Source organism: Arthrobacter sp. PvP103 (assembly GCF_017833075.1).
Taxonomy (GTDB): Bacteria; Actinomycetota; Actinomycetes; order Actinomycetales; family Micrococcaceae; genus Arthrobacter.
In genome coordinates this window covers 3313638-3336144 of the sequence record NZ_JAFIBQ010000001.1, presented here as the reverse complement: position 1 = coordinate 3336144, position 22507 = coordinate 3313638, and the positions used below count along the sequence as shown (strand labels likewise).

The 22507-nt window shown below is 65.3% G+C and carries 18 protein-coding genes; 4 read left to right on the top strand and 14 right to left on the bottom strand.

Annotated elements, in window-relative coordinates:
- Positions 1-9 precede the first annotated feature (9 nt).
- From JOE41_RS15415 to JOE41_RS15405, 3 genes are all read right to left on the bottom strand, one after another.
- On the bottom strand, positions 10-645 hold the full coding sequence (locus JOE41_RS15415) for a TetR/AcrR family transcriptional regulator (RefSeq protein ID WP_011690730.1): 636 nt from the start codon (positions 643-645) through the stop codon (positions 10-12).
- 405 nt (positions 646-1050) lie between these two features.
- The gene (locus tag JOE41_RS15410) at positions 1051-2307 is read right to left on the bottom strand and encodes an McrC family protein (RefSeq protein ID WP_209753647.1); all 1257 of its coding nucleotides are present in this window, start codon (positions 2305-2307) and stop codon (positions 1051-1053) included.
- A 40-nt stretch (positions 2308-2347) separates the two neighbouring features.
- Complete coding sequence (locus tag JOE41_RS15405) at positions 2348-4579, bottom strand: McrB family protein (RefSeq protein WP_011690727.1); 2232 nt, start codon at positions 4577-4579, stop codon at positions 2348-2350.
- A gap of 146 nt (positions 4580-4725) precedes the next feature.
- Here JOE41_RS15405 and JOE41_RS15400 point away from each other — a divergent pair, with 146 nt between their 5' ends.
- Complete coding sequence (locus JOE41_RS15400; protein ID WP_011690726.1) at positions 4726-4986, top strand: PspC domain-containing protein; 261 nt, start codon at positions 4726-4728, stop codon at positions 4984-4986.
- A gap of 80 nt (positions 4987-5066) precedes the next feature.
- On the opposite strand, the gene JOE41_RS15395 is transcribed toward JOE41_RS15400, so the two are convergent.
- From JOE41_RS15395 to JOE41_RS15380, 4 genes are all read right to left on the bottom strand, one after another.
- Positions 5067-5309 (bottom strand): membrane protein, encoded by a 243-nt coding sequence (locus JOE41_RS15395; RefSeq protein ID WP_011690725.1) that lies wholly within the window; start codon positions 5307-5309, stop codon positions 5067-5069.
- A 134-nt stretch (positions 5310-5443) separates the two neighbouring features.
- The gene (locus JOE41_RS15390) at positions 5444-5860 is read right to left on the bottom strand and encodes a thioesterase family protein (RefSeq protein WP_209753646.1); all 417 of its coding nucleotides are present in this window, start codon (positions 5858-5860) and stop codon (positions 5444-5446) included.
- Positions 5861-5913: 53 nt separating this feature from the next.
- A complete protein-coding gene (locus JOE41_RS15385; protein ID WP_011690723.1) occupies positions 5914-7956 on the bottom strand; it encodes an ABC transporter ATP-binding protein in 2043 nt (680 codons plus the stop codon).
- The gene (locus JOE41_RS15380) at positions 7953-9686 is read right to left on the bottom strand and encodes an ABC transporter ATP-binding protein (RefSeq protein ID WP_209752840.1); all 1734 of its coding nucleotides are present in this window, start codon (positions 9684-9686) and stop codon (positions 7953-7955) included. Before JOE41_RS15380 ends, JOE41_RS15385 begins: the two co-directional genes overlap by 4 nt.
- A 425-nt stretch (positions 9687-10111) precedes the next feature.
- On the opposite strand from JOE41_RS15380, the gene JOE41_RS15375 reads away from it, so the two are divergent.
- Together JOE41_RS15375 and JOE41_RS15370 are read left to right on the top strand one after the other, a co-directional pair.
- Positions 10112-10903 carry a hypothetical protein gene (locus JOE41_RS15375; protein ID WP_209752839.1) on the top strand — a complete coding sequence of 264 codons (792 nt, stop codon included), beginning with the start codon at positions 10112-10114 and terminating at the stop codon, positions 10901-10903.
- An 80-nt stretch (positions 10904-10983) separates the two neighbouring features.
- A complete protein-coding gene (locus JOE41_RS15370; protein ID WP_209752838.1) occupies positions 10984-11883 on the top strand; it encodes a class F sortase in 900 nt (299 codons plus the stop codon).
- 66 nt (positions 11884-11949) lie between these two features.
- Here JOE41_RS15370 and JOE41_RS15365 read toward each other — a convergent pair whose 3' ends face one another.
- From JOE41_RS15365 to JOE41_RS15340, 6 genes are all read right to left on the bottom strand, one after another.
- Entirely contained in the window at positions 11950-13986 is a 2037-nt protein-coding gene (locus tag JOE41_RS15365; RefSeq protein ID WP_209753645.1) for an MFS transporter, read from the bottom strand.
- A 108-nt stretch (positions 13987-14094) separates the two neighbouring features.
- Positions 14095-14574, bottom strand: coding sequence for a MarR family winged helix-turn-helix transcriptional regulator (locus JOE41_RS15360; RefSeq protein WP_209752837.1), 480 nt, complete (start codon positions 14572-14574; stop codon positions 14095-14097).
- A gap of 200 nt (positions 14575-14774) precedes the next feature.
- Positions 14775-16433, bottom strand: coding sequence for a thiamine pyrophosphate-binding protein (locus tag JOE41_RS15355; protein ID WP_011690717.1), 1659 nt, complete (start codon positions 16431-16433; stop codon positions 14775-14777).
- Positions 16430-17518 (bottom strand): agmatinase, encoded by a 1089-nt coding sequence (gene speB / locus JOE41_RS15350; protein WP_209752836.1) that lies wholly within the window; start codon positions 17516-17518, stop codon positions 16430-16432. The genes JOE41_RS15355 and speB overlap by 4 nt, the downstream gene beginning before the upstream one ends.
- A 127-nt stretch (positions 17519-17645) precedes the next feature.
- Positions 17646-17987, bottom strand: a complete 342-nt coding sequence (locus JOE41_RS15345; RefSeq protein WP_011690715.1) for a P-II family nitrogen regulator — start codon at positions 17985-17987, stop codon at positions 17646-17648.
- A complete protein-coding gene (locus JOE41_RS15340) occupies positions 17984-19408 on the bottom strand; it encodes an ammonium transporter (RefSeq protein ID WP_209752835.1) in 1425 nt (474 codons plus the stop codon). Before JOE41_RS15340 ends, JOE41_RS15345 begins: the two co-directional genes overlap by 4 nt.
- Positions 19409-19762: 354 nt before the next feature.
- Between JOE41_RS15340 and JOE41_RS15335 the strand changes: the two genes are divergently transcribed.
- Positions 19763-21739, top strand: coding sequence for an amino acid transporter (locus tag JOE41_RS15335; protein WP_011690713.1), 1977 nt, complete (start codon positions 19763-19765; stop codon positions 21737-21739).
- A 29-nt stretch (positions 21740-21768) separates the two neighbouring features.
- On the opposite strand, the gene JOE41_RS15330 is transcribed toward JOE41_RS15335, so the two are convergent.
- Entirely contained in the window at positions 21769-22344 is a 576-nt protein-coding gene (locus tag JOE41_RS15330; protein WP_011690712.1) for a helix-turn-helix domain-containing protein, read from the bottom strand.
- Between the last annotated feature and the right edge of the window lie 163 nt (positions 22345-22507).

Sequence of the window (22507 nt, the reverse complement as noted above, 5' to 3'; positions counted from 1 at the left end):
ACGGACCGCCTAGGGCACGAACTGCGCAATCAATGTCCGTGCCATCGCCTGCGCGCGCTTGGCGGCATCGGCGTCGCCTTCGGTCGCGGAGATGATGGACCCCTTCATGAGGATGTGCCATGAACGGGAGAAATCCTCGGTGTCCCGGAGCCCCGCCTCCTCGGCCAGTTGCTGGACGTGGCCCCGGATCCGGGCGAGGTAGTCGATGCTTGCCCGCCCCAGCGGATGTTTGGCACCCATTTCCAGGAGGATGTTGATGAAGGAGCATGCCTCAAAATCATCGCGCCGGAACCAGTCGCCAAAGACGTCGAAGATCGCGAGGAGTTGCTCCGTGGGCGTTCCGCCGCGGCGGCGCGCATCAGCGACAATCGTGTCCACGGTCCACAGCCGGTCCCGCTGCTCCAGGAAGGCGAGTACCAGTTCATCCTTGGAGGCAAAGTGCCGGTAGAAGGTTGCCTTGGCCACACCGGCGCGGCTGATCAGCTCATTGACGCCCACATCGCGGACCCCGCGGCGGGCGAAGAGTTCGTAGGCTGTATCGACGATCCGCTGCCGCGCGTCGGCACCATTAACTGCAGCCCCACCCTCCAGGGCGGGCTGGACCGGCGCAGGCTGAATCACTGCAGGGTCTGGCATGGGGTTCATTGCAAATAGTCTAACGCAAAGGGGAGACAGACTTGTCTGTCTGAGATAAAATTCTCTACATTCCGGTCGGTCGAATTCCCAGGCGTTTGAGCCAGAGCGCTTGTGCCACAGGAGGGTAGGAGATGCCGAAGAAATTGTTGTCAGCCGCAGAATCCCATCAGGGCAACTCGCGGCAGACGCGGTCCGGGATCCATGCCGTTGGGGGGCCCGTCCGCGGGCGCGTGAATCTTGAGCCGATTCGTCACCAGTCGTGGGAAATCATCAACGCAATCCTGACGGACACCGATCCGGAAGGGTCCGAAATCCGCAACCAGCTGCGTCGTTGCCTCAACAAGAACCGAGGCAACCCTGAGAGGGCCTTGCTCATGCACCTCATGTCAATGCCGGGCCGCACCGCGCCCGTCGTCATTGATTAAGTCCTGCCTGCCGCACCACTTCGCCCCAGGACTGCTGTGCCAGGTCGGCAACCGCTGCCAGGATGTCCGACGGCGGCAGGGAAAGATCAAGCGGGTACTCCACCACGTCGATATCCGTATTAAGGATGCGGCGGAGCTTCATTTCCCCCGCGCCTGCGTACACCAGCCAGGCGGTCGGTACGCGTAGGGCCGTGCAGTAGGCCAGCATCTGGAAATGGTCCGCCGACAGGGATGCGCCCTGGTCAGTCGCCGCCCGGTACTTCGTGTCGTAGACCACCACGGGACGGCCGCCAAGCAGGTGCACTGCGTCCGGATTCACCGTGAGCCGGTCGGAATCACGCACGGCCTCGTTCAGCAGGGCGTTGTACTGCAGCCGCATCTCGCCGGGATAGGCCGTCATGGCTTCGCGGAGGGCCGTGCCCACAAAGTCCTCGAAGACCTGCCCCATGTCCACCACGAACGACGCCGTCTGCTGCTTGCCGTCTCCCGCCTCGGCTGAGGCGTTGCGCAGGATCACTTCGGACAGGCGGAGCACCGCGTGGTACCGGGCGTTCATCCTGGTGGCCTGCCACGGCGGAAGTGGCGCTCCGGGCCGAAGGCGCGTGACGGCGTCGAGCTTTCCCAAGAGCAGCCGCAGGCGGCTCTGGACGTCCGGCCGAACGCGCGGGACCCGGGCCATGCGCTCCAGCGCGGCCCGCAGGATGCGGTTCTCGGCAATGTCTTCAGTGAATTCGTCATAGGAAACTTCCAGCGGCACAAGCATTCCGGGCCGGCGCGAAATCTGGTCCGAGATCCGGATCCTGCCCTTCACCGTCCGCAGTGATTCGTCCACGGTGAGGTAGCCCTGGAGGACTCCGCGGCTCAGGGCACGGTCTGCCAGCTGCACCAGCGACACGGCGAGCGCGCTCCACAGATCCGGGTCCTCGACGGCGGCCACCGGGTCTTCACGGAAGCCCTGGTTTCCCGCATAGCTGAGGAGGAACAGCAGCCGGCTGAGGCCCAGGCGGTCCTTGGGCCGCACTTCCAGCTGCACGGTCGGCGTCCGCACAGACCCGACCATGCCCACCGGTTCGATCCTGAAAAGGCCCATCCCCATGGGAGACGCCTTGGCCAGGCCGCTGGCGTTCACGAACGCGGCGCTGGCGGGGTCCAGCTTGTCCACCACGCCGCCGGACAGCTCATCCAGCACGATGTGGCGGACGGCCTTGCCGGCACTGGAGGGCTGGCGCGCCGGCCGGGGCGGCATGGCGACAGGCGCCACTCCGTTGTTGGCGGGCAACAATCCGTTAGCGGGACGCAAGGCGGCCCAGCAGCTGCTCGAGTCCGAAGCGCTCCTGCAGCTGGGCCCGGTTCAGCTGACCGTGGTAATGCTCTTCCAGGAGCGGCATGAGCTCGTATTTCCAGATCCGGCGCAGGCCCGCGGGAGTCTGGGCTGCCTTCTTCATGAAGTAGGACGGGCCGATCATGAGGTCGCGGTCCCATTCGTCAATCGCGTCGTTGAGGGCGTCCAGGAGGAGGGCCGGGGTGGTATCCAGGTTCCGGGCCTGCAGGAAGCGGAGCAGGGAGCCCTTCACCGGTTCGGTTTTGGGGTGCAGCTCAATGAAGGAGAAACGCCGGCGGATGGCGGCGTCCATCATGGCGATCGACCGGTCCGCGGTGTTCATGGTGCCGATGATGTACAGGTTGTCCGGGAGCGTGAACGGTTCGTTGGGGCTGTACTGCAGGTAGATGCGGTCGTCGCGGTACTCCAGCAGGAAGTACAGCTCACCGAACACCTTGGCCAGGTTGGCGCGGTTCATCTCATCGATGATCAGGAAGTAGGGCTTGTTTTCGTTGCCGGGCTTGGCCGCTTCTTCGGCAAGGCGGCGCAGCGGGCCGGCGACGAGCTTGAAGGACACCTGCCCTTCGTCGGTCTTGTCCGGCCGGAAGCCCTCGAAGAAGTCCTCGTAGGCGTAAGAGGGGTGGAACTGCACCAGCTTGACGCGTTCATCGGTGCTGTCCCCGGCAAGTTGGGCGGCCAGGTGCTTGGCCAGGTAGGTCTTGCCCGTTCCGGGCGGGCCGTAGAGAACCAGCTGCCGGTTCTCCTCCAGGAGTTCCGCGATTTCCTGCAGCGGTTCCAGCTCCATGTGCAGGGACGCCGCGAACTCCTCCGTCAGCGGGCGGAATCCCTCCGGAACCGTTTCGACGACGGCGGCCGGCTCGGCGGCGTCGTCGGCCTCCGCTTCCGCTTCGGCGGGCAGCAGCGCCTGCAGCGCCTGCACTACCCGCGTTACGTCCACGATGACCCCCGGAGTAGTCAGCTGGCGCTGCACGTGGCGGGGCAGGTCGGCCATGCTGTGGGCGTCGTCGAACCAGCGGACCTTGCGGCGCATCCGGCGGTTGTCCTCGTTGTGCTCCGGCTCCCCCAGGACCCCGCCCAGACGGACAACGCCGGCGTGCTGGTACAGGACCAGGTCCCCCGGCTTCATCACTGTGAGGAAGGCAAAAACCGCAGTCTTGTTGTCCTCGCGCTCCACGTAGCCCAGGTGCTTGTAGTCCTCGTCGACTGCGTGCTGCACGACGCCTGCGGTGACGCCCGCGTCCAGGAGGCGCAGATGCTCGACGTCGAGCGTCACCTTCTCCTCCCCGTGCCATGCCGCCAGGAGGTCCTTGACGTCATGGTGCGTGCGCAGGAGCCACGCGCGGCGGCCCGGATCGCCCACCTTGCGCCACTGGCTCACGAGCTGGCGGGCATACCAGTCGATCCGCTGGCCGGCCTGCTTGTCCAGGTAGAGGCGGATGCGGTGGATATCGGCGGTGATTTCCGCTTCGCTGTCACCCTTCGCGCCGCCCACGAGGGACGCGAAGGCATCCCTGATTTCCTGCCGCTCCACGTCCGCAACAACCGGTTCGAAGTAGCTCGGCCAGGCAAGGTATTCGATGCTGCGGCGGATCGCCGGCTGGTCATCCGGTGTCCCGGACGCAAGCTGATGGAACACGAGCGGATCCCTCAGGGCCTTGGCCATGGCATTCGTGGACTGCTGGTCAACGTGCTGCACGAAACGGCACAGCCACTTCAGGTGGTCCCAGATGGTCCAGTTGAATTCGGCGGTGCGGTCACGGATGACACCGTGATCCGTCATGCCTTCGTACAGCTCATCCGGCAGTTCCAACGGCGGTTCCAGCCAGGAGGCAGCCTCGGCCACCCGGGCACGCTTGACCTTCAGCGATTTGACCTCATGGGCCAGCGGCAGCGACTGCAGGAAGAGCAGCTCAACCGCCAGCTGCTTGGCCGGGCGGGAGGCATCGGCAAGGTTTTGCCGGAGGTTCGTCATCATCGGCGCCTTGGAGTCCGCCACGCCCCGCTCCAGCCGCTCCAGCAGCTCCGAGGCGGCTGCAGTGGTCCACGTCTGGGTCCGTCCGTCCAGCGCTGACGGCTTTCCCTGCAGGCCGGCCCCCAGGACAAACCACGCCGCATCCTCGATCTCCTTGGAGATTCCGGGGGCGCGGGTCATGGCAGGCTTCGCGTTGGGGGTCATGTCTTCAAATTTACAGGGTTAACCTGAACGGCAGCACCACGGGATTCGTCAGGTTACTGTCCGGTAGCACGCGCGTGCCTCATGGCTTTCGGCCCTACCTCCGGGGAGGGAACGGCCATAGGCTGGCGCCACATAAGGAGCGTGCCATGACTTTTCAAGACCTCACCCGGAAGATGTTCACGGCCATCCGGGGAACAGGGCTCAGCCGCGGACCGGACAGGTGGCTCGGCGGGGTGTGCGGCGGAATAGCCGCCAAATTGGGCGTGGACCCCAATGCAGCCAGGATGGTCTTCCTAGTCCTGTCCCTGGTGCCTGGCCCGGCCGTCACGTTCTACATTTGGGCCTGGATCCTGCTGCCGGACAGCACCACTAACCGCATCTACCTGGAGTCCTGGCTCAACAGTTGATCCGGGGGCGGTGAATTGCGGGGACTTTACCGGCGCCGGTACGCCAAGAGCGCTTTCCGGCGCCGGTCCAGCCAGCGGCGCTAGCCGGCGGCGGGCAGGTTCTTTCGCCCGAAAGCGAAATAGCTCCCCGGACCGACGAAGTTGATCAGTGTGATGGCGCGCCACATCGCCTTGCTGCCACGGATCTGCTCCGCGGGCCGGCGGGAAATGTCGCGCTGGGCTGCGATCAGGAGGGAGAGCTGCACGGCAGCTGCCACCAGGGTCCCGACCCGTGCGAGCGGCGGCATTTCCTTCCAGGACTTCTTCTTTTTCTTCGTGGCCATGGCTGATGCTCCCTGATTCCGTTGGTGCGGCTGGACTGGTTCGGTTGATGACTGCCGTTTGGTGCTTCTCGTACGGGCGGTCATGTAGTGACGATACTAGGGAAGCAGCCCCGCCCTAGGTAGGGGCTTTGGGCTCAGGCCCTGAACGGCTCCAGCCGCTCCTTCTGCTCGGGAGTCAGACGAAGCACCCTGCCGGTGGCCTCGTCCACGAAGGCCAGGTGGGTGGTGGCCTTCACGCAGTCCTCCCGGGTCACGGGGTCCTGCAACAGGTAGTGGATGTCGAAGCTGGCGCCTTTGACGGCGCCGATCCACAATTGGACCACTGCCGGCACGTTCCGGTATTCGAGAGTCTTCACGTAGCGGATCTTGTGCTCCACCACCAAGGCCATGGTGCCCTCTTCAACATCGTTGAAGAGGGACACCTGCGGCGCCACGCCTGGCAGGCCGGCGCCGCGGGGCGGTCCGAAGGCAGCAATGCGGGCTTCTTCAAGGATCCGCACGATCTGGACATTATTGATGTGGCCGTAAGCGTCCATGTCTCCCCAGCGCATGGGCACCTGGACTTCGATGCGCCGGCCGCTTGGCACGGTCCGGCCGGCGGCGTTCAGCTGCGCACCGCCGTCGAGTCTTCCGCCGAGTCAGCCAGGGCCGCCTCCGCGTCTTCGCCCGCGAACTGGGACATGTAGAGCCGGTAGTAGGCGCCCTTGTGGTCCAGGAGGTCGTGGTGGCTGCCCTGTTCCACGATCCGCCCGGCTTCCATCACCAGGATGGTGTCGGCGTCGCGGATGGTGGACAGCCGGTGCGCAATCACAAAGCTGGTGCGGTCCGTGCGCAGGGCCGCCATGGCCTTCTGGACCAGGACTTCCGTGCGCGTGTCCACCGAGCTGGTTGCCTCGTCCAGGATTAGCAGGGACGGGTTGGCCACAAATGCCCGGGCGATGGTGATGAGCTGCTTCTCGCCTGCGCTGACGTTGTTGCCTTCCTCATCGATGACCGTGTTGTAGCCGTCCGGCAGTGCCCGGACGAACCGGTCCACGAATGTTGCCCGGGCGGCCTCCATGACCTGGTCCTCGGTGGCGTTGAGGTTCCCGTACCTGATGTTGTCGTAGATGCTGCCACCGAACAGCCAGGCGTCCTGCAGGACCATGCCCACCTTTGCCCGCAGTTCGGAACGGCTCAGGTGGGTGATGTCCACGCCATCGAGCGTGATGCTCCCCGAATTGAGCTCGTAGAACCGCATCACGAGGTTGACCAGCGTCGTCTTGCCGGCGCCGGTGGGGCCGACGATTGCGACGGTATGCCCGGGCTGGGCTGTGAAGGAAAGGTCCTCGATCAGCGGCTTGTCCGGCGAATAGCTGAAGGTCACATGCTTGAACTCCACGTGGCCGTCGGTCTTGGCGGGCAGGTGCTCGGTGGCGGTCTCGGCATCCTGCTCCTCCGCATCCAGGAATTCGAAGACACGCTCCGCGGAGGCCACGCCGGACTGCAGCATATTGGCCATGCCCGCCATCTGTCCCAGCGGCTGGGTGAACTCCCGGGAGTACTGGATGAACGCGGTGGCGTCGCCCAGGCTCATGCCGCCGGAAGCCACCCGCAAGCCGCCCACCACTGCGATGCCAACGTAGCTGAGGTAGGAGAGGAACTGCATGACCGGCATGATCATGCCGGAGACGAACTGGGCTCCGAAACTGGCCTTGTAGAGGGCTTCATTCCGTTCGTCGAAGCGTTCCAGCATGTCCGCGTCACGGCCGAACACGCGCACCAGGTCGTGGCCGGAGAACGATTCCTCGATCTGGCCGTTGAGCTGGCCGGTGTTCTTCCATTGCGCGGCGAACAGCTTCTGGCTTCGCGAGCCGATGATGCCGGCTGCCACGCCGGACAGCGGCAGGGCCACCAGGGCGATGAGGGCCAGTTGCCACGACACGATGAACATCATGATCACAATGCCGATCACAGTCAGCGCGGAACTGAGCAGCTGCGCGAAGGCCTGCTGCAGCGCCTGCTGGATGTTGTCGACGTCATTGGTGACACGGGAAAGCGTGTCACCGCGTTGGCGGGTGTCGAAGTAGTTCAACGGCAGCCGGTTGAGCTTTTTCTCGGTATCGTCACGCAGTTTGCGGACCACACGCATCACCAGCACGTTCAGGACGTAGCCCTGCAGCCAGGTGAAAATGTTCGCCACGAAGTACATCACCAGCACCACGCTGATGAGGAACGACAACTTCTGGAAGTCGATCCCCACCCCTGGAATGAGTTCCATCTTGGAGATCATGTCCGCGAAGTTGTTTTCGCCTTGGGCGCGCAGCCCGTCGACGAACTGGTCCTTGCTGACTCCGGAGGGCAGTTGTTTTCCCACCACTCCCCCGAAGATGACGTCCATGGCCTGCCCCAGGATCTTGGGGGCAATGACGTTGAGGACGACGGCGACCGTCACCATGGCCAGCACGACGGCGATACCGGCGGACTCGGGTTTCAGCAAACCCATCAGGCGCTTGGCGGAGGGCCAGAAGTGCTCTGCCTTCTTCGCGGGCGCCCCGCCGAACATGTCGCCGTCGGCCTCGGTGGGCTTGTATTCCTCTTCGTAGAAGTCTTCGTCTTCCGCGGGAACCGGTTCCTGGCCGGCGGCGAGTTTTTCGTTGGTGCTCATGCCACTTCCTCCGCGGTCAGCTGCGACTCGACAATTTCCTGGTAAGTGGTGGAACTCAGCAGCAGTTCCTCGTGTGTTCCGCGGTCCACGATCCGGCCGTTGTCCAGCACCAGGATCTGGTCGGCGTCGGCAATGGTGGACACCCGCTGTCCCACAATGATGACCGTGGCATCCGCCGTCTTGGCTTTGAGTGCGCGGCGAAGCCGGGCGTCCGTGGCGACGTCGAGCGCCGAGAACGAATCATCGAAGAGGTACACCTTGGGCCGGGTCACCAGCGCCCTGGCGATGCACAGGCGCTGGCGCTGGCCTCCCGAGACGTTGGTGCCGCCCTGGGCGATCCGGGAACCAAGACCGTTCTTCTTTTCCCGGACGAAGTCGGCAGCCTGGGCCACGGTGAGCGCGTCCCACAGCTCCTCGTCCGTGGCCTCGGTCTTGCCGAAGCGCAGGTTGTGCTCGATGGTCCCGGAGAAGAGGTAGGGCCGCTGCGGCACCATGGCCACACGGCCGGTGATTTCGGAGCGATCGAGGTTGGTGATGGAAACGCCGTCGAGCAGTACCTCGCCGGACGCGACATCGTACAGCCGCGGCAGCAGTGACAGCAGGCTGGTCTTGCCGGCGCCGGTCGACCCGACGATGGCCACGGTCTGGCCGGGCTCGGCAGTGAAGCTGATGTCGCTCAGGACGGGTTCTTCAGCCCCGGGGTAGGCGAACGAGACGTTGCGGTATTCCACGCGTCCGGTCCGCTGGCCCGGCGCCACCGGTGCCGTCGGTTCGTGGATGGAGGGTTCGACGTCGAGTACCTCACCAATGCGGTCCGCGCAGACCGAGGCGCGCGGAATCATCATGGCCATGAACGTTCCCATCATGACCGCCATGAGGATCTGCAGCAGGTACTGCAGGAAGGCTGTCAGGGAGCCCACCTGCATTTCGCCGGCGTCCACTCGCTGGCCGCCGAACCACAGCACGGCGGCTGTGGAGACGTGGAGGATCATGCCGATGGCGGGGAACATCAGGACGAACAGCGCGCCGATCTTCAGGGAGACGTCGGTGAGTTCGCGGTTCGCCTCGCCAAAACGCTGCGTCTCGTGCGGTTCGCGGACGAAGGCCCGGACCACTCGGATGCCGATGATCTGCTCGCGGAGAATGCCGTTGATGCGGTCGATCTTCGTCTGCATGGAACGGAACAGCGGCATGAGGCGGACAACGAGGTATCCCACCACGGCAACCAGCACCGGCACGGAAACCCACACGAGCCAGGACAGGCTCAGGTCCTCACGCAGCGCCATGAAGATGCCGCCGATGCACATGATGGGTGTGGCCACCATGAAGTTCAGCCCCATCAGCATGAGCATCTGCACCTGCTGGACATCGTTGGTGCCACGCGTGATCAAGGTTGGCGCACCGAAGACGTTGACGTCCTTGGCCGAAAAGCTGGTCACCTTGCGGAAAACGCCGCGCCGCAGGTCACGGCCGAACGCCATCGCCGCCTTGGAGCCGAAGTACACGCCGGTGATGGCGGTGGCCACCTGGACCAGCGCCACACCGAGCATGAGCCCGCCCGTTCGCCAGATGTAGTCGGTGTCCCCACGGGAGACTCCCTCGTCGATGATCTGTGCGTTCAGGCTGGGAAGGTAGAGGGCCGCGATAGTGGATGCCAGCTGGAAAAGAATTACTGCCGCGATATACGGCAAATACGGCTTGGAGTAGCGCCGTATGAGGGTGACAAGCATGCCCGGGAGTCCTTTGGGAGGTGCGCGAAGTGAGTGCAGGAAGTATTACCAGCGGGGGCTGACATTCTCAGCCTTCCCACTCTACGAAATCCGTTGCCTATGCGAAACAACGCCCGCTAAATATCATCCGAAGGGCGTATCGATGTTGTAGAAACCAAAGCTTCCCACGTGTCCGTTGTTACGGGTGAAACGGGTGTCATCCCTCGGTTCCAAGGGGTCCGGCTGTGAAAAACGGGTACCCGGTCAAGTACCGGCTACTCGCGACTACTCCAGTGCCTGGGGCCTAGCGTGAAGGGGTCAGTTAGTTGACAACTCTGCAGGAGAGTCGCAGGTGATCTGGGCATCTACGAACAACGGACGGCTCTTCCATGTGCCTCCCGTTCCCGCAGTCTGGTCAGTCCCCAATGATCCAGATGGAGAATCCCATGAAGAGAATCCTCGCAACTGCCGGAATCGCAGGCATTGCATTAATCGGCGTCACGGCTCCGGCAAATGCCGGCGACAAGGGCGATGACGACAGCAAGAAAGTCAGCATTTGCCACGCCACCGGCTCGGAATCGAACCCCTACGTTCACATCACGGTCAGCGAAAACGCGGTGAACGGAAATGGCGGGCATGCTTCGCATGAAGGCGACCTGATTCCGGCACCGGCATACGGCTGCCCGGGCGGCAAGGATGATGATGATGACGACCACGACTCGGGCCACGGCCCGGACAAGGTCACCATTTGCCACGCCACGGGATCCGAAAAGAACCCGTACGTCATTATCACGATTCCGGAAAAAGCCTGGTGGAACGGCCACAAGGACGGACACAACGGCCGCGCCGACATCTACCCGGTCCCCGCCGGTGGTTGCGTCGCAGAGGAAGAAGAGGAAGAAAAGCCGCCTGTCGTTGTACCGCCTGTTGTTGTCCCGCCGGTTGTGACACCGCCGGTTGTGACACCGCCGGAAGTGACGCCTCCGGAGGTGGTTCCGCCAGCAGTGACACCGCCAGCTGTTACGCCGCCGACGGGAGCCGCAGCGGCACCGGTCGGGGCAGCGGCAGCAGTAGTACCAGTGGTCAACCGCGGGTTCAACGCCCAGACAGCTGCCGGAAGCCAGCCGGACAGCGGAATGCCGGCTTGGTTCGGCGGCCTGGCGGCCCTTCTTGGGGCAACGGGGCTGATTGCCCTGAGGCAGCGGGGACGCCTGCAGGACGCGTCCGGATCCAAGTAAGGCCGGTCCTGCGGTGAGGACGGGCATCGGCCACCACGGTGCGATGCCCGTCCAACACCACTCTCCCTGGAGGAGTTCCGATGTTCGTCCCCGGCCACAAGCCCGCAGACAGCCCGCCCCCTGGCAGCCGGACCGCTGCCCAGAAGACGGGCGGGAACCGCACCCCTGACCATGAGGCCGGCGAGCGCCGGCACCCAGGTGGCTGGCGGCTCCAACGCCTGCGGGAGAAATTCCCGTCGCTCGGGCGCCGTTCGCTCAACCGTGGCGACCGTCTGTTGCTGCTCGCCGGCGTCGTGGCTTTCTTCGTCCTGACATTCCTGCCGGGAATCGTGTCAGCCGGAAACACCTCCGGCGGCGCCGGACTCCATTTGGAAGCTGCGCCGTATTCACGGGCAGCCACCCCGGCTTCACCCGGCCATGCCGTACCGCCTGATACCTTCGCCTGGAGCGGCAAGGGCTCGGCGGCGGCGGGCGGCAAGCGCGCCCCCGCCGCTGCGGCACAGCCACCGCCGCAGGCCATTCCCAGCTACCCGCCGGCTGCGGCTCCCACCAGGATCGTGTACCCGGCGGCCGGGTTGGACGTCACCATCCATCCGCTCACTCCGACGCCGGAGGAGCTGGACTCCCAGGCGATTGTTCCGCCGATCACCGTGGACGGCTATTGGGTGACAAACTTCGGCATGCCCGGCGCCGGGTCCACCAACACCACGTACATCCTGGGCCACAGCTGGGAGGGCCGCGACGCTCCGTTCAACCGGCTCAGCGCCGCGAGCGTCCCGGGGGACATTTTCGAAGCCAGCACAGCCACCGGAACCATGCGGTACAGGGTGGAGTCCGTGGACACCTACGTGAAGTCGAGCCTGAAGGACAGCCCGATCTGGACCGGCGTTCCCAACCGGCTTGTCCTGATCAGCTGCTACACCGAGGATCCCTGGGGCAAGAACGTGGTGGTCGTCGCCTCCCCTGTCCCGGAGCCATGACGACGGCGACGGCGGCACCCAGCCGCAGTCGCCGTCGTACCTTGTGTGTTTGAACGGTGCCCGTGCTTACTCGCTGCGGTGCCGTCCGTGCGTTGCGATGTAGTCCGCCGCCGCCCGCTGCAGCTTCCGTTCCTTGGCCACCCGGCGCCGGAGGGTGGTGAGCTGCCCGCTGATGCGTGACTGCTCGGCAGCGATCTCCCGCTGTTCCGCCGACTGCTCCTGGACGGCGCGAAACGCCTCGGCCAACTGGAGCTGCTGCTCAGCGAGCAGCTGCTGGGTCTGGAGCAGGAGGGGCACGACGTCGGCGGGTTCGGGCCGCGGCTGAGCCACCATGGTCCGGGCACGCGACCGGTAGCCTTCCCTCGCCCCGGCCGGGGCGTCGCCGCCGAGGCTGCCATTTCCCTCTCCGGATATCTCCCGGCCCTGCCTTGCCGCGTCCGGGAAGCGTGACTCGTGGGCGCGCTGCCTACTGAGGACTTCGATGAACTCCCGGTCAAGGTCCACAACGCCGGTGCTGCCGGCATTCCCGGTTGCAGCGCCGTCCACGGCAGCGGTATTCGCGGCAGCGCCGTTCGCGGGCCCGGCACCGTTGGCGGATGCAGCCGGCACGATGTCCACAGTCCGGCGCAGCGGCTGTTCTTTGATGAAGAGGATCGCCACAAGCGCGATGATGCCGATCACCGCGGAGATCAGGAAGATCTCGGCCGTCGCGTCGCCGTAGGCCGCCCGCATGATGTCCCGGATCGGGGCGGGCATGTCCTGGAGGTCCATGCTGGCTCCGGCCGATCCGCCGGTGGCCGGAATTCCAGCCGCGGCGAGCCCTTCAGTGGCAAGTTCCTTGACACGGTTGGCCAGCACGGCGCCGAGTACGGATACTCCGATCGCGCCGCCCACCGAACGGAAGAAGGCCACGGAGGCGCTGGCGGTCCCGATGTCGGTGGCGCGGACGGTGTTCTGTACCGCCAGTACGAGGTTCTGCATCAGCAGGCCGAGCCCGAGGCCCAGAACGGCCGTGTAGAGGCCGGTGAGCCAGAGTTCGGTGGTGTGGTCGATGGTTCCGGCCAGTCCCAGTCCGCCGATCAACAGGATGGAGCCGGCAATAAGGTAGCGCTTCCACTTTCCGGTGCGGCTGATCAGCTGGCCTGACAGGACGGAGCCGATGAGGTTGCCGGCGATCATGGGCAGCGTCAGCAGGCCCGCTTCGGTGGGGGTGGCCCCGCGGGCCACCTGGAAGTACTGGCCCAGGAAGGCGGATGACCCGAACATGCCGACACCTACTGCGACGGAAGCCAGGATGGCCAGGGCGGTGGTGCGTTCGCTGATGATTTTGAGCGGGATGATGGGCTGCTCAACCCTGGACTCCACCACGACTAGAAGGGCCAGGAGCAGCACGCCGCCGCCCACCATGGCGGCAGTCTGCCAGGACCACCAGTCGTAGTACTCCGGGTTGCCGGCGAAGGAGACCCAGATCAGCAGCAGGCTGACGCCGGAAGTGAGCAAGATGGAACCCAGCCAGTCGATCTTCGCGTGGCGCTTGACGTGGGGAAGCTTCAGGGTGATCTGCAGCAGGATGAGTGCGATGACTGCCAGCGGGACACAGACAAAGAAGGTCCAGCGCCAGCCGAGCGGGCTGTCCACAATGAAGCCGCCCAGCAGCGGGCCGCCGGCGGTGCCCACGGCCATCACGCCGCCCATGTACCCGGAGTACTTGCCGCGGTCCCGGGGCGGGATGATGGAACCGATGATGGCCTGAGCAAGCGCCGTGAGTCCGCCCATGGCGACACCCTGGATAACGCGGGCCGTCAGCAGCAGCGGGATCGTTTCGGACAGGCCCGCCATGACGGAGCCGGCCACGAAGATCACAATGCTCAGCTGGACGAGCACCTTCTTATCGAAGAGGTCGGCGAGCTTGCCCCAGATCGGCGTGGTGGCGGCGTTGGCCAGCAACGCTGCGGTGATCACCCAGGCGAAGTCCGTCTGGGTGCCTTTGAGCTCCGACATGATCGTCGGCAGCGCGTTGGCCACGATGGTGCTGCTGATGATCGCAGTGAAGAAGGCGGCCAGCAGGCCGGTGAGGGCCTCCATGATCTGGCGGTGGCTCATCGCGGCTTGGGGTGCCGGTGCCTGCGGCTGCGGGGATGACTGCGGCGGTGTAGTAGACGGGGCCCGGGACGGACCGGTGGCTGTAGCGTGGCTTGCCATGTGCAGCTCCTAAACGAGTGGAATGATTTCGGTGGATCCGGCCGTCTTTGCCCGGGCTGAGTCCCTAAGGGATTCAGCAAGTTTTTTCAGGGTTTTCGCGGTTTCTTCGGCGTCGGTCTCGCTCCAGTCCTGCAGGTAGCCCTGGAGTGTTGCCGTGCGCTGCTGCTCGATTTCGTGCAGTTTGGCCGCACCAGCCTCCGACAACGCCACCAGCTGCGCACGCCCGTCCTCCGGATCGGGCCGGCGGACAACGAGGCCATGCTCTTCAAGATCGGCTATGTGCCGGCTCAGGACGGGAGCGCTGACACCGAGCCGTGCGGCGAGGTGCGTGGCCCTGGATTCCCCCTCCCCCACGAAGCGGAGGACGCCCTGGAGCGCCACCCCGGTTTCCTGCCCGCGCATGTTCGAGACTGCAACGCAGCGGACCGCTCGTTGGAGGTCGAAGATCTGGTAGACGAGATCGGCCGCGGTTTCTGGTGCAACTGCCATGCTAAATAAACCCCTTTGCTTGCCTTAGGCAACCATATCGCAAAATGGTTGCTTTGGGAAACTAAGGAAGAATCGGGCCGGGTGCGGCTGGGGGCGATTGGCACCTTAAACGCCAAGCGCGAACTGGCAGCTAATACCCTCAAATTTGCTTTGAGAGGGCACTGGCTGCCAGTTCGCGCTCGGTTGTCGTGGGAGTTGGGTCAGACGCCCAGGTGGGTGGGGCCGAACATCTTCAGCAGGGTTTCGACCACGACGACGTTCGGTCCGTCCGCCGCGAAGCCCGCCTTCAGTGCGTCCCCCACATTCTCCGGGGCCACCCGGACGGCCGGGACACCGAAGGCTTCGGCGAGTTTGACGAAGTCGGGCCGGGCCAGTTCGGTGGCGGTGGCCTTGCCGAAGGCGCCCACCATGTACTCGCGGAGGATGCCATAGCCGCCGTCGTCCACGATCAGCCAGGTGACCGGGACGTTGTGCTGCTTGGCGGTGGCCAGTTCGGAGATGGAATACATGGCCGAACCGTCACCGGACACTGCGAGCACACGCCCGGGCATGCCCGTTGTCTCCAGCCCCACGGCCCCCCCGATGGCTGCGGGGAAGCCGAAGCCCAGTCCGCCGGCGCCCTGGGCGGAATGGAACTGGCCCTCGCGTGCGTCCCAGCAGCTCCAGCCCCAGTACGCGGAAATGGTCATGTCCCAGAAGGTCTGCATGTCCGCCGGCACCGCCTCGCGGATGTCCGCCATGAACTTCAGTTCCTTGCCGAGGTCCTGGGACTCCAGCCGGGCTTTGACCTTGGCCAGGGATTCCCTGACCAGCGCTTCGGGTGATGCACCGTGCCAGTCGGGCCTGGTTTCGTCAGGCTCGACAACCAGGGCGGCATCCAGCGCGGCGAGGGCCTGGCCGGCGTCGGCGCGGATGCCCAGGCCGGGCCGGTTGGACTCCAGGACCCGCGGTTCGGCGTCGATCTGGATGATCCGGCCGCGCGGCTCGAACGTGAAGTAGTTGGACGTGACCTCGCCGAGGGAGGAACCGATGACGATCAGCACGTCCGCATCCTCGAGCAGGTCCGTCATGTATCGGTCCTCGATCCAGGACTGTAGCGAGAGCTCATGGTTCCACGGGAACGCGCCGTTGCCGCCGGGGGTGCAGATCACCGGCGCCCGGAGCTTTTCGGCAATGGAGAGCAGCGATTTCTCGGCCCGGCCGCGGCGCGTGCCGCCGCCCGCGATGATGGCCGGACGTTGCGCCGTCGACAGCCATTTCACGGCCTCGCGGACAAGCTCCACCCGCGGCGGGTTGTCCGCCGCTTCGGCGAGGGCGTCCTCAACCGGCGGGACCATGATGGGATCCAGCAGCACGTTCTGCGGGATCTCCAGCCAGACGGGGCCCTGCGGCGAGGAAATCGCCTCTGTCCAGGCATCCTGTATGGCCGAGGGGATCCCGGAAGCGTGCTGGATCAACCGCTGGCTCTTGGTGACATTCGCGGCCGAGGCCTTCTGGTCATCGAGCTGGTGCAGCATGCCCTTGCGGCGGGCACCGAGTCCGTCCAGCGGAATCTGGCTGGCCACCACCACCATGGGCACACCCGTGGCGTAGGCTTCCTGCAGCCCCGCCAGGGACGTCAGCGCGCCCGGACCGGTGGACAGGAACAACACGCCCACCTCGCCCGTGGCACGGGAGTAGCCATCCGCGGCGAAAGCCGAGTTGTTTTCCACCCGCGAGGACACGAAGTGCAGGTTTCCCCGGCCCATCGCATCGAAAAGGCCCAGCGCGTGCTGGCCCGGGATGCCGAAGACTGTCTTCGCCCCCAGTGCTTCAAGGGTTTCGACGACGAGGTCCCCGCCGTTGCGGACGCCGGTCACGGGGAGACGCCGGTTTCGACGCGCTGGGCAGCCGCCGCGGCGAAACCTGCCTGGCGCCGTTCTTCCTGCCCGAGGGCCTGCGCGGCGTAGCCGTTGGCGGCGCCGAACCTGTTGCCCTCGACGGCGGAGTCCGCCATCAGGGTGACGAGTTCGTAGGCCACATGGCTGGCCGCGACTCCGGTGATTTCGGCGTGGTCATAGGCCGGAGCCACCTCCACGATGTCCGCACCCACAAGGTTCATGCCGCGGAAGCCCCGGATGATCTCCAGCAGTTCACGGCTGGTCATGCCGCCGGCTTCCGGCGTGCCGGTGCCCGGCGCATGCGCGGGGTCCAGGACGTCGATGTCAACGGAGATGTACAGCGGCCTGTTGCCGATGCGGTCGCGGACCTTGGCCACGGTTTCCAGGACGCCCTGGTAGTAGACATCCGCGGAAGTGACGATGCCGAAGCCGAAGCGGTGGTCGTCGTCGAGGTCTTTCTTGCCGTACAGCGGGCCGCGGGTGCCGATGTGGCTGATGGCCTCGGTATCCAGGATGCCTTCCTCGACAGCGCGGCGGAACGGCGTGCCATGGGTATATTCGGCTCCGAAGTAGGTGTCCCAGGTGTCCAAGTGGGCATCGAAGTGCAGCATGGCCACCGATTCACCGGCGCGCTCGGCGGCGGCCCGCAGCAGCGGCAGCGCAATGGTGTGGTCCCCGCCGAGGGTGACCAGCTTGCTGCCGCCTGCGGTCAGGTCGAGGGCATTCTGCTGGATGGTTTCGATGGCCTCATTGATGTTGAACGGGTTGACGGCCATGTCTCCGGCGTCCGCGACCTGGACGTTTTCGAAGGGGCTGACGTCCCACGCGGGGTTGTAGGGGCGCAGCAGCCGGCTGGCCTCACGGACATGGTTGGCGCCGAAGCGGGCACCCGGGCGGTAGGAGACGCCGGAATCGAAGGGCACTCCCACCACCGTGATGTCCGCCTTGGCCACCTGGTCCAGCCGGGGCAGGCGGGCGTAGGTTGCGGCCCCTGCATAACGGGGAATACGGGATGAATCGATGGGGCCAAGGTTGCCGTTGGCCTCGATGCGCAGCTCTTCCAAAGGAACGCCTCTCCTTCGAGGATGGATCGGTAGTGTGACACCCATCATACACGGTGGTTTCCCGATGTGCATCAAGTGTTTACCAAACCTACCCGCTGCCGAGCCGCTGCTGCTGACCCCGCGCCACTTAGTCGATGGCCGAGGGGCCTCGCTCCCCCGTCCGCACCCGGACGGCGTCGGAAACGGAAACGGTCCAGATCTTTCCGTCACCGAAACGGCCGGTGCTGGCCCCGGCTTCGATGGCCGCCATCACGCCGTCCATGGCCTCCTCCGTCACCAGCACCTCCACCCGGACCTTCGGCAGGAGGTCCGAGTTGTATTCGGTTCCCCGGTAGACCTCCACATGGCCTCGCTGCTGGCCGTAGCCGCTTGCCGGGCTCACCGTCATGCCGTTGACCCCGAACCCCTCAAGGGCGGCCCGGACCGTCTCAATCTTTTCCGGCCGGACGATGGCCGTGACGAGTTTCATGTCCGCACCCTGCCCCGCTCATGCTGGCTCTGCTCCGTGCCGGCCGCGACAGTTTCCGCGCCAGGATCGGCCGCGTCTGCCGCAACGGACTTGCCGTGCTGTTCGCCGGGGTGGAAGGTCCCGCCCACCATGAGCAGCTCGTAGGCAGTTTCGGCATGCTCGGTGACGTCGATGCCGGAGCGTTCGTTGGCTTCGGACACCCGCATGCCCATCGTCTTGTGGATGGCGTATCCGATCAGCGTGGTCATGATGGCGCTCCAGGCTGTGACGATCAGCGCCGTGAGGACCTGCGGCCAGAACTGCGTCAGGCCCCCGCCGTAGAAAAGCCCGCCCTCGGTCTTCGCGGACGGCACGGCGAAGAATCCCAGCGAGAGCGTGCCCCACAGCCCGCCAACGAAGTGCACTGCCACCACGTCAAGGGAGTCGTCGAGGCCGATCCGGAACTTGAGGCCCACCGCGAGCGCGCAGACTGCGCCCGCCACGGCCCCGATCAGGATGGCGCCGACAGGATCGACGAAGCCGCAGGCCGGGGTGACTGCGACCAAGCCCGCCACAGCCCCTGATGCGGCACCGAGGGAAGTGGCGTGGCCGTCCCGGAGCCGCTCGACAAGCAGCCAGCCCAGCAGCGCCGCGCTGGTGGCCAGCAGGGTGTTGGTCCAGGCCAGCCCGGCGATGGCATCGGCGGCTAGTTCAGAGCCTGCATTGAAGCCGAACCAGCCGAACCACAGAAGCCCGGCTCCGAGCATCACGAACGGCAGGTTGTGCGGGCGGATGTTGGGGTCCTTCATGAATCCAAGGCGCTTCCCGAGCACAACGGCGAGCATCAGCCCCGCGATGCCCGCGTTCATGTGCACGACGGTTCCGCCGGCGAAGTCGAGCGCCGAGATTTTGCTGCCCACGATGCCCGTGGCGCCGAAAAGCCCGCCGCCCCACACCCAGTGCGCGATCGGAGCGTAGACGAGGGTCACCCATAAGGCGGCGAAAAGCAGCCACGGTCCGAACCTGACCCGCTCGGCCACGGCGCCACTGATCAGCGCGACAGTGATGATGGCGAACGTAGCTTGGAACCCGATGAAGACCATGTCCGGGAGTCCGGGTGCCTTGCCGCCGATGCTGCTGGCCAGTCCGCTCAGCCCGGGGTTGGTGAATGGATCCCCGACGAGCCCGGCCATGGTGTCGGGCCCGAATGCCAGCCCGTAGCCCCACAGCGCCCAGACGACGGCAACAACGCCCATGGCGCCGAAGCTCATCATCATGATGTTCAGGACGGATTTCATCCGTACCAGGCCCCCGTAGAAGAAGGCCAGGCCGGGCGTCATCAGCAGAACCAGGGCGGAAGCCGCCAGCATCCATGCCGTGGCGCCGGGATCGAGTGCCGTGGGATCCACTGCCATTCCCACATTGAGTAGAGAGATGTTCATTTTGGGAGCCTTCCTCAAGAAGAAGTGGCGCTCCTGGGCGCCGACTAAGGCGAGACCATTCAAAACACTGGGACACGCGGATCGTTCCCCGAGTCCGACGCTACAACGGCGGTGTTTCCGCCATGGCCAAGATGTTTTTCGGGGAGGTTAAACAGCAGCTCCGGGCATGAATCCTGCGTTTCCGGCAGGTTTCCGATATGTGACGTACATCTCACCATGGCGTGACTGCCATCACAGGAGCCGTAAAGGTTTCGTTAAAGCCGGCATCCCCCGCGCTTTCCCGGGCCTACGCTCCAATCAGGAGCAGCACCCCTGACCGCCGACGGCCGAAGGCGCGCTGCGTGAAAGGATACCGTGACCACGCTCACCAGGCCGCCGGCCGACCCCTCGGACAGGTTCACCCGCAAGCCCCACCGCCTGCGGAGCTGGCTGCTGGAGGGCATGCCCGAAGGATCCGGCAAACGCCAGGGGCCGCACGGCCAGCCGCAGGCGAACCACACCCCCCAGCCCTGGTGGAAAGTCATGTGCCTCACCGGCGTCGACTACTTCTCCACTCTTGGCTACCAGCCGGCCATTGCCGCACTCGCCGCTGGAATGGTCTCCCCGCTTGCCACCGTGGTCTTGGTGGCGGTGACGCTCCTCGGCGCGCTTCCGGTGTATCGCCGGGTGGCCTCGGAGAGTCCCCGCGGCGAAGGCTCCATCGCCATGCTGGAACGGCTCCTGCCACGATGGGGCGGCAAGCTGTTCGTCCTGGCGCTCCTGGGATTCGCCGCCACGGACTTCATGATCACCATCACCCTCTCGGCAGCGGATGCCAGCGCCCACGCCATCGAAAACCCGTTCGCCCCGGACTTCCTGCACGGCCAGGAAGTGGCCATCACGCTGGCACTGATTGCCGGCCTGGGCATAGTATTCCTCCGCGGTTTCAAGGAAGCCATCAACGTGGCCGTCATCCTGGTGGCAGTATTCCTGCTGCTTAACGCGGTAGTGGTGCTGGTGGGCATCGCGCATGTATTCAGCGAAGCCCACGTTGTCACCGACTGGTGGGCCGCCCTCAACCAGCAGCACGGCAACCCGCTGGTGATGATCGGCATCGCGCTGCTGGTCTTCCCCAAACTCGCCCTTGGCCTGTCCGGCTTCGAAACGGGAGTTGCCGTCATGCCCCAGATCCAGGGCAGCCCGGACGACACTGAAGCAAAGCCCGACGGCCGGATCCGCGGCGCGCACAAGCTCCTGACCACTGCCGCCCTGATCATGAGCGGGTTCCTCATTGCGTCCAGCTTCATCACCACGTTCCTGATCCCGGCCGCTGAGTTTCAACCGGGGGGCAAGGCCAACGGCCGCGCCCTGGCCTTCCTGGCCCACCAGTACATGGGCGACGGTTTCGGGACGGTGTACGACATCAGCACCATCGCCATCCTCTGGTTCGCCGGGGCGTCCGCGATGGCGGGGCTCCTCAACCTGGTGCCGCGCTACCTTCCGCGCTTTGGCATGGCGCCGGCCTGGACCCGCGCCGTGCGGCCGCTGGTACTCGTGTTCACCGCCGTCGCCTTCCTCATCACGGTGGTGTTCGAGGCCAACGTCGAAGCACAGGGCGGCGCATACGCCACCGGCGTGCTGGTGCTGATGACCTCCGCATCCATCGCCGTCACCTTGTCCGCCCGGCGCCGACACCAACGCGGCCGGACGTTCGCCTTCGGTGCGATCGCCGTCGTCTTCCTCTACACAACGGTGGCGAACGTAGTGGAGCGCCCCGACGGCCTGAAGATCGCGGCGTTGTTCATCCTCGGCATTGTGGTGGTCAGCTTCGCTTCCCGCGTCCGGCGGTCGTTCGAACTTCGCGCCACCCACATCCGGCTTGACGAACGGGCCCTGGAGTTCATGGCAGCCAACGAAGAGGGGCCCATCCGGCTTATTGCGCACGAACCCAAACACCTCAGCGCAGCGAGGTACCGGGCCAAGCTGGAACATGCCCAGCTGGCCAACCACCTGCCCGTGGACAGCGATGCCATTTTCATCGAGATCCTGGTGGACGACAGTTCAGACTTCGAACAGGAGCTCATGGTCACCGGGAAAATCCGGCACGGCTTCCGCATCCTTGAGATCCATAGCAACAACGTGCCCAACACCCTGGCGGCCGTCCTGCTCCACCTCCGTGACGTCACGGGCCTGATGCCGCATATCTACTTCCGCTGGACCGAGGGCAACCCGCTGACCAACCTGACCCGGTTCCTGTTGTTTGGCGAGGGTGAGATCGCCCCTGTGACCCGGGAAGTGCTGCGCGAGGCCGAGCCGGACGTCACGCGCCGGCCCTGGGTCCACGTCGGCTAGCCGGCCGGGGCGGATCAGCCCCGCCGCGTTTAGCGGCTGGCGGCGGGGACCAGCACCCAGAGGACCTCGACGGCGTCGTCCGTGGGGTTGACCCAGGTGTGGGGCTCCCGGCCGGGAAACGTCACAGTGTCGCCGGTGCTGAGCTCGTATTCCTCGTTGGTCAGGATCAGCCGGATGCGGCCCCTGATCACATGCAGGACGTCGACATCGCAGTCAACTGCGTAGAGTTCGGATTCCCCGCGGCCGCGCGGTTCGATCACGGCCTGGATGATCTGGACGCGCCGTTCGGAGCGGGCGGTGAGGAGGCGCTCGATGATGCCTTCGCCGCCCAGCGAAATCCGGGGTCCCTCGTCTTTCTTGGTGAGGTGCGTTTCCGGTGCCGCAAAAAGGTCGCCGATGGAGATCGAGAGCACCTGGCAGAGGGTCACGAGGGAAGCCACCGACGGCGAGGTCAGGTCGCGTTCCACCCGGCTGAGGAATCCCTTGGTGAGGCCCGTGGCGTCTGCGACTTGCTCGATAGTGAGCCGCTGTGACTGGCGGGCAGCGCGGATGCGCGAACCGATGGCAACTGGAATGTTGCTCGGTTCAACTGGTAGAGCCTTCATTTACGAACCTTTCGCAGCCGGCCGCACGGCCCCATCGCTGGAGCCATACTAGCGGGATACCTACCTTGTGACGCCGGAACGGGACACGGTGTCAATCCGCCTTGACTGTTACGCGGATCACAACATACCCTTTGGGGCAACAAGAGTTGTCTATTAGGCAATC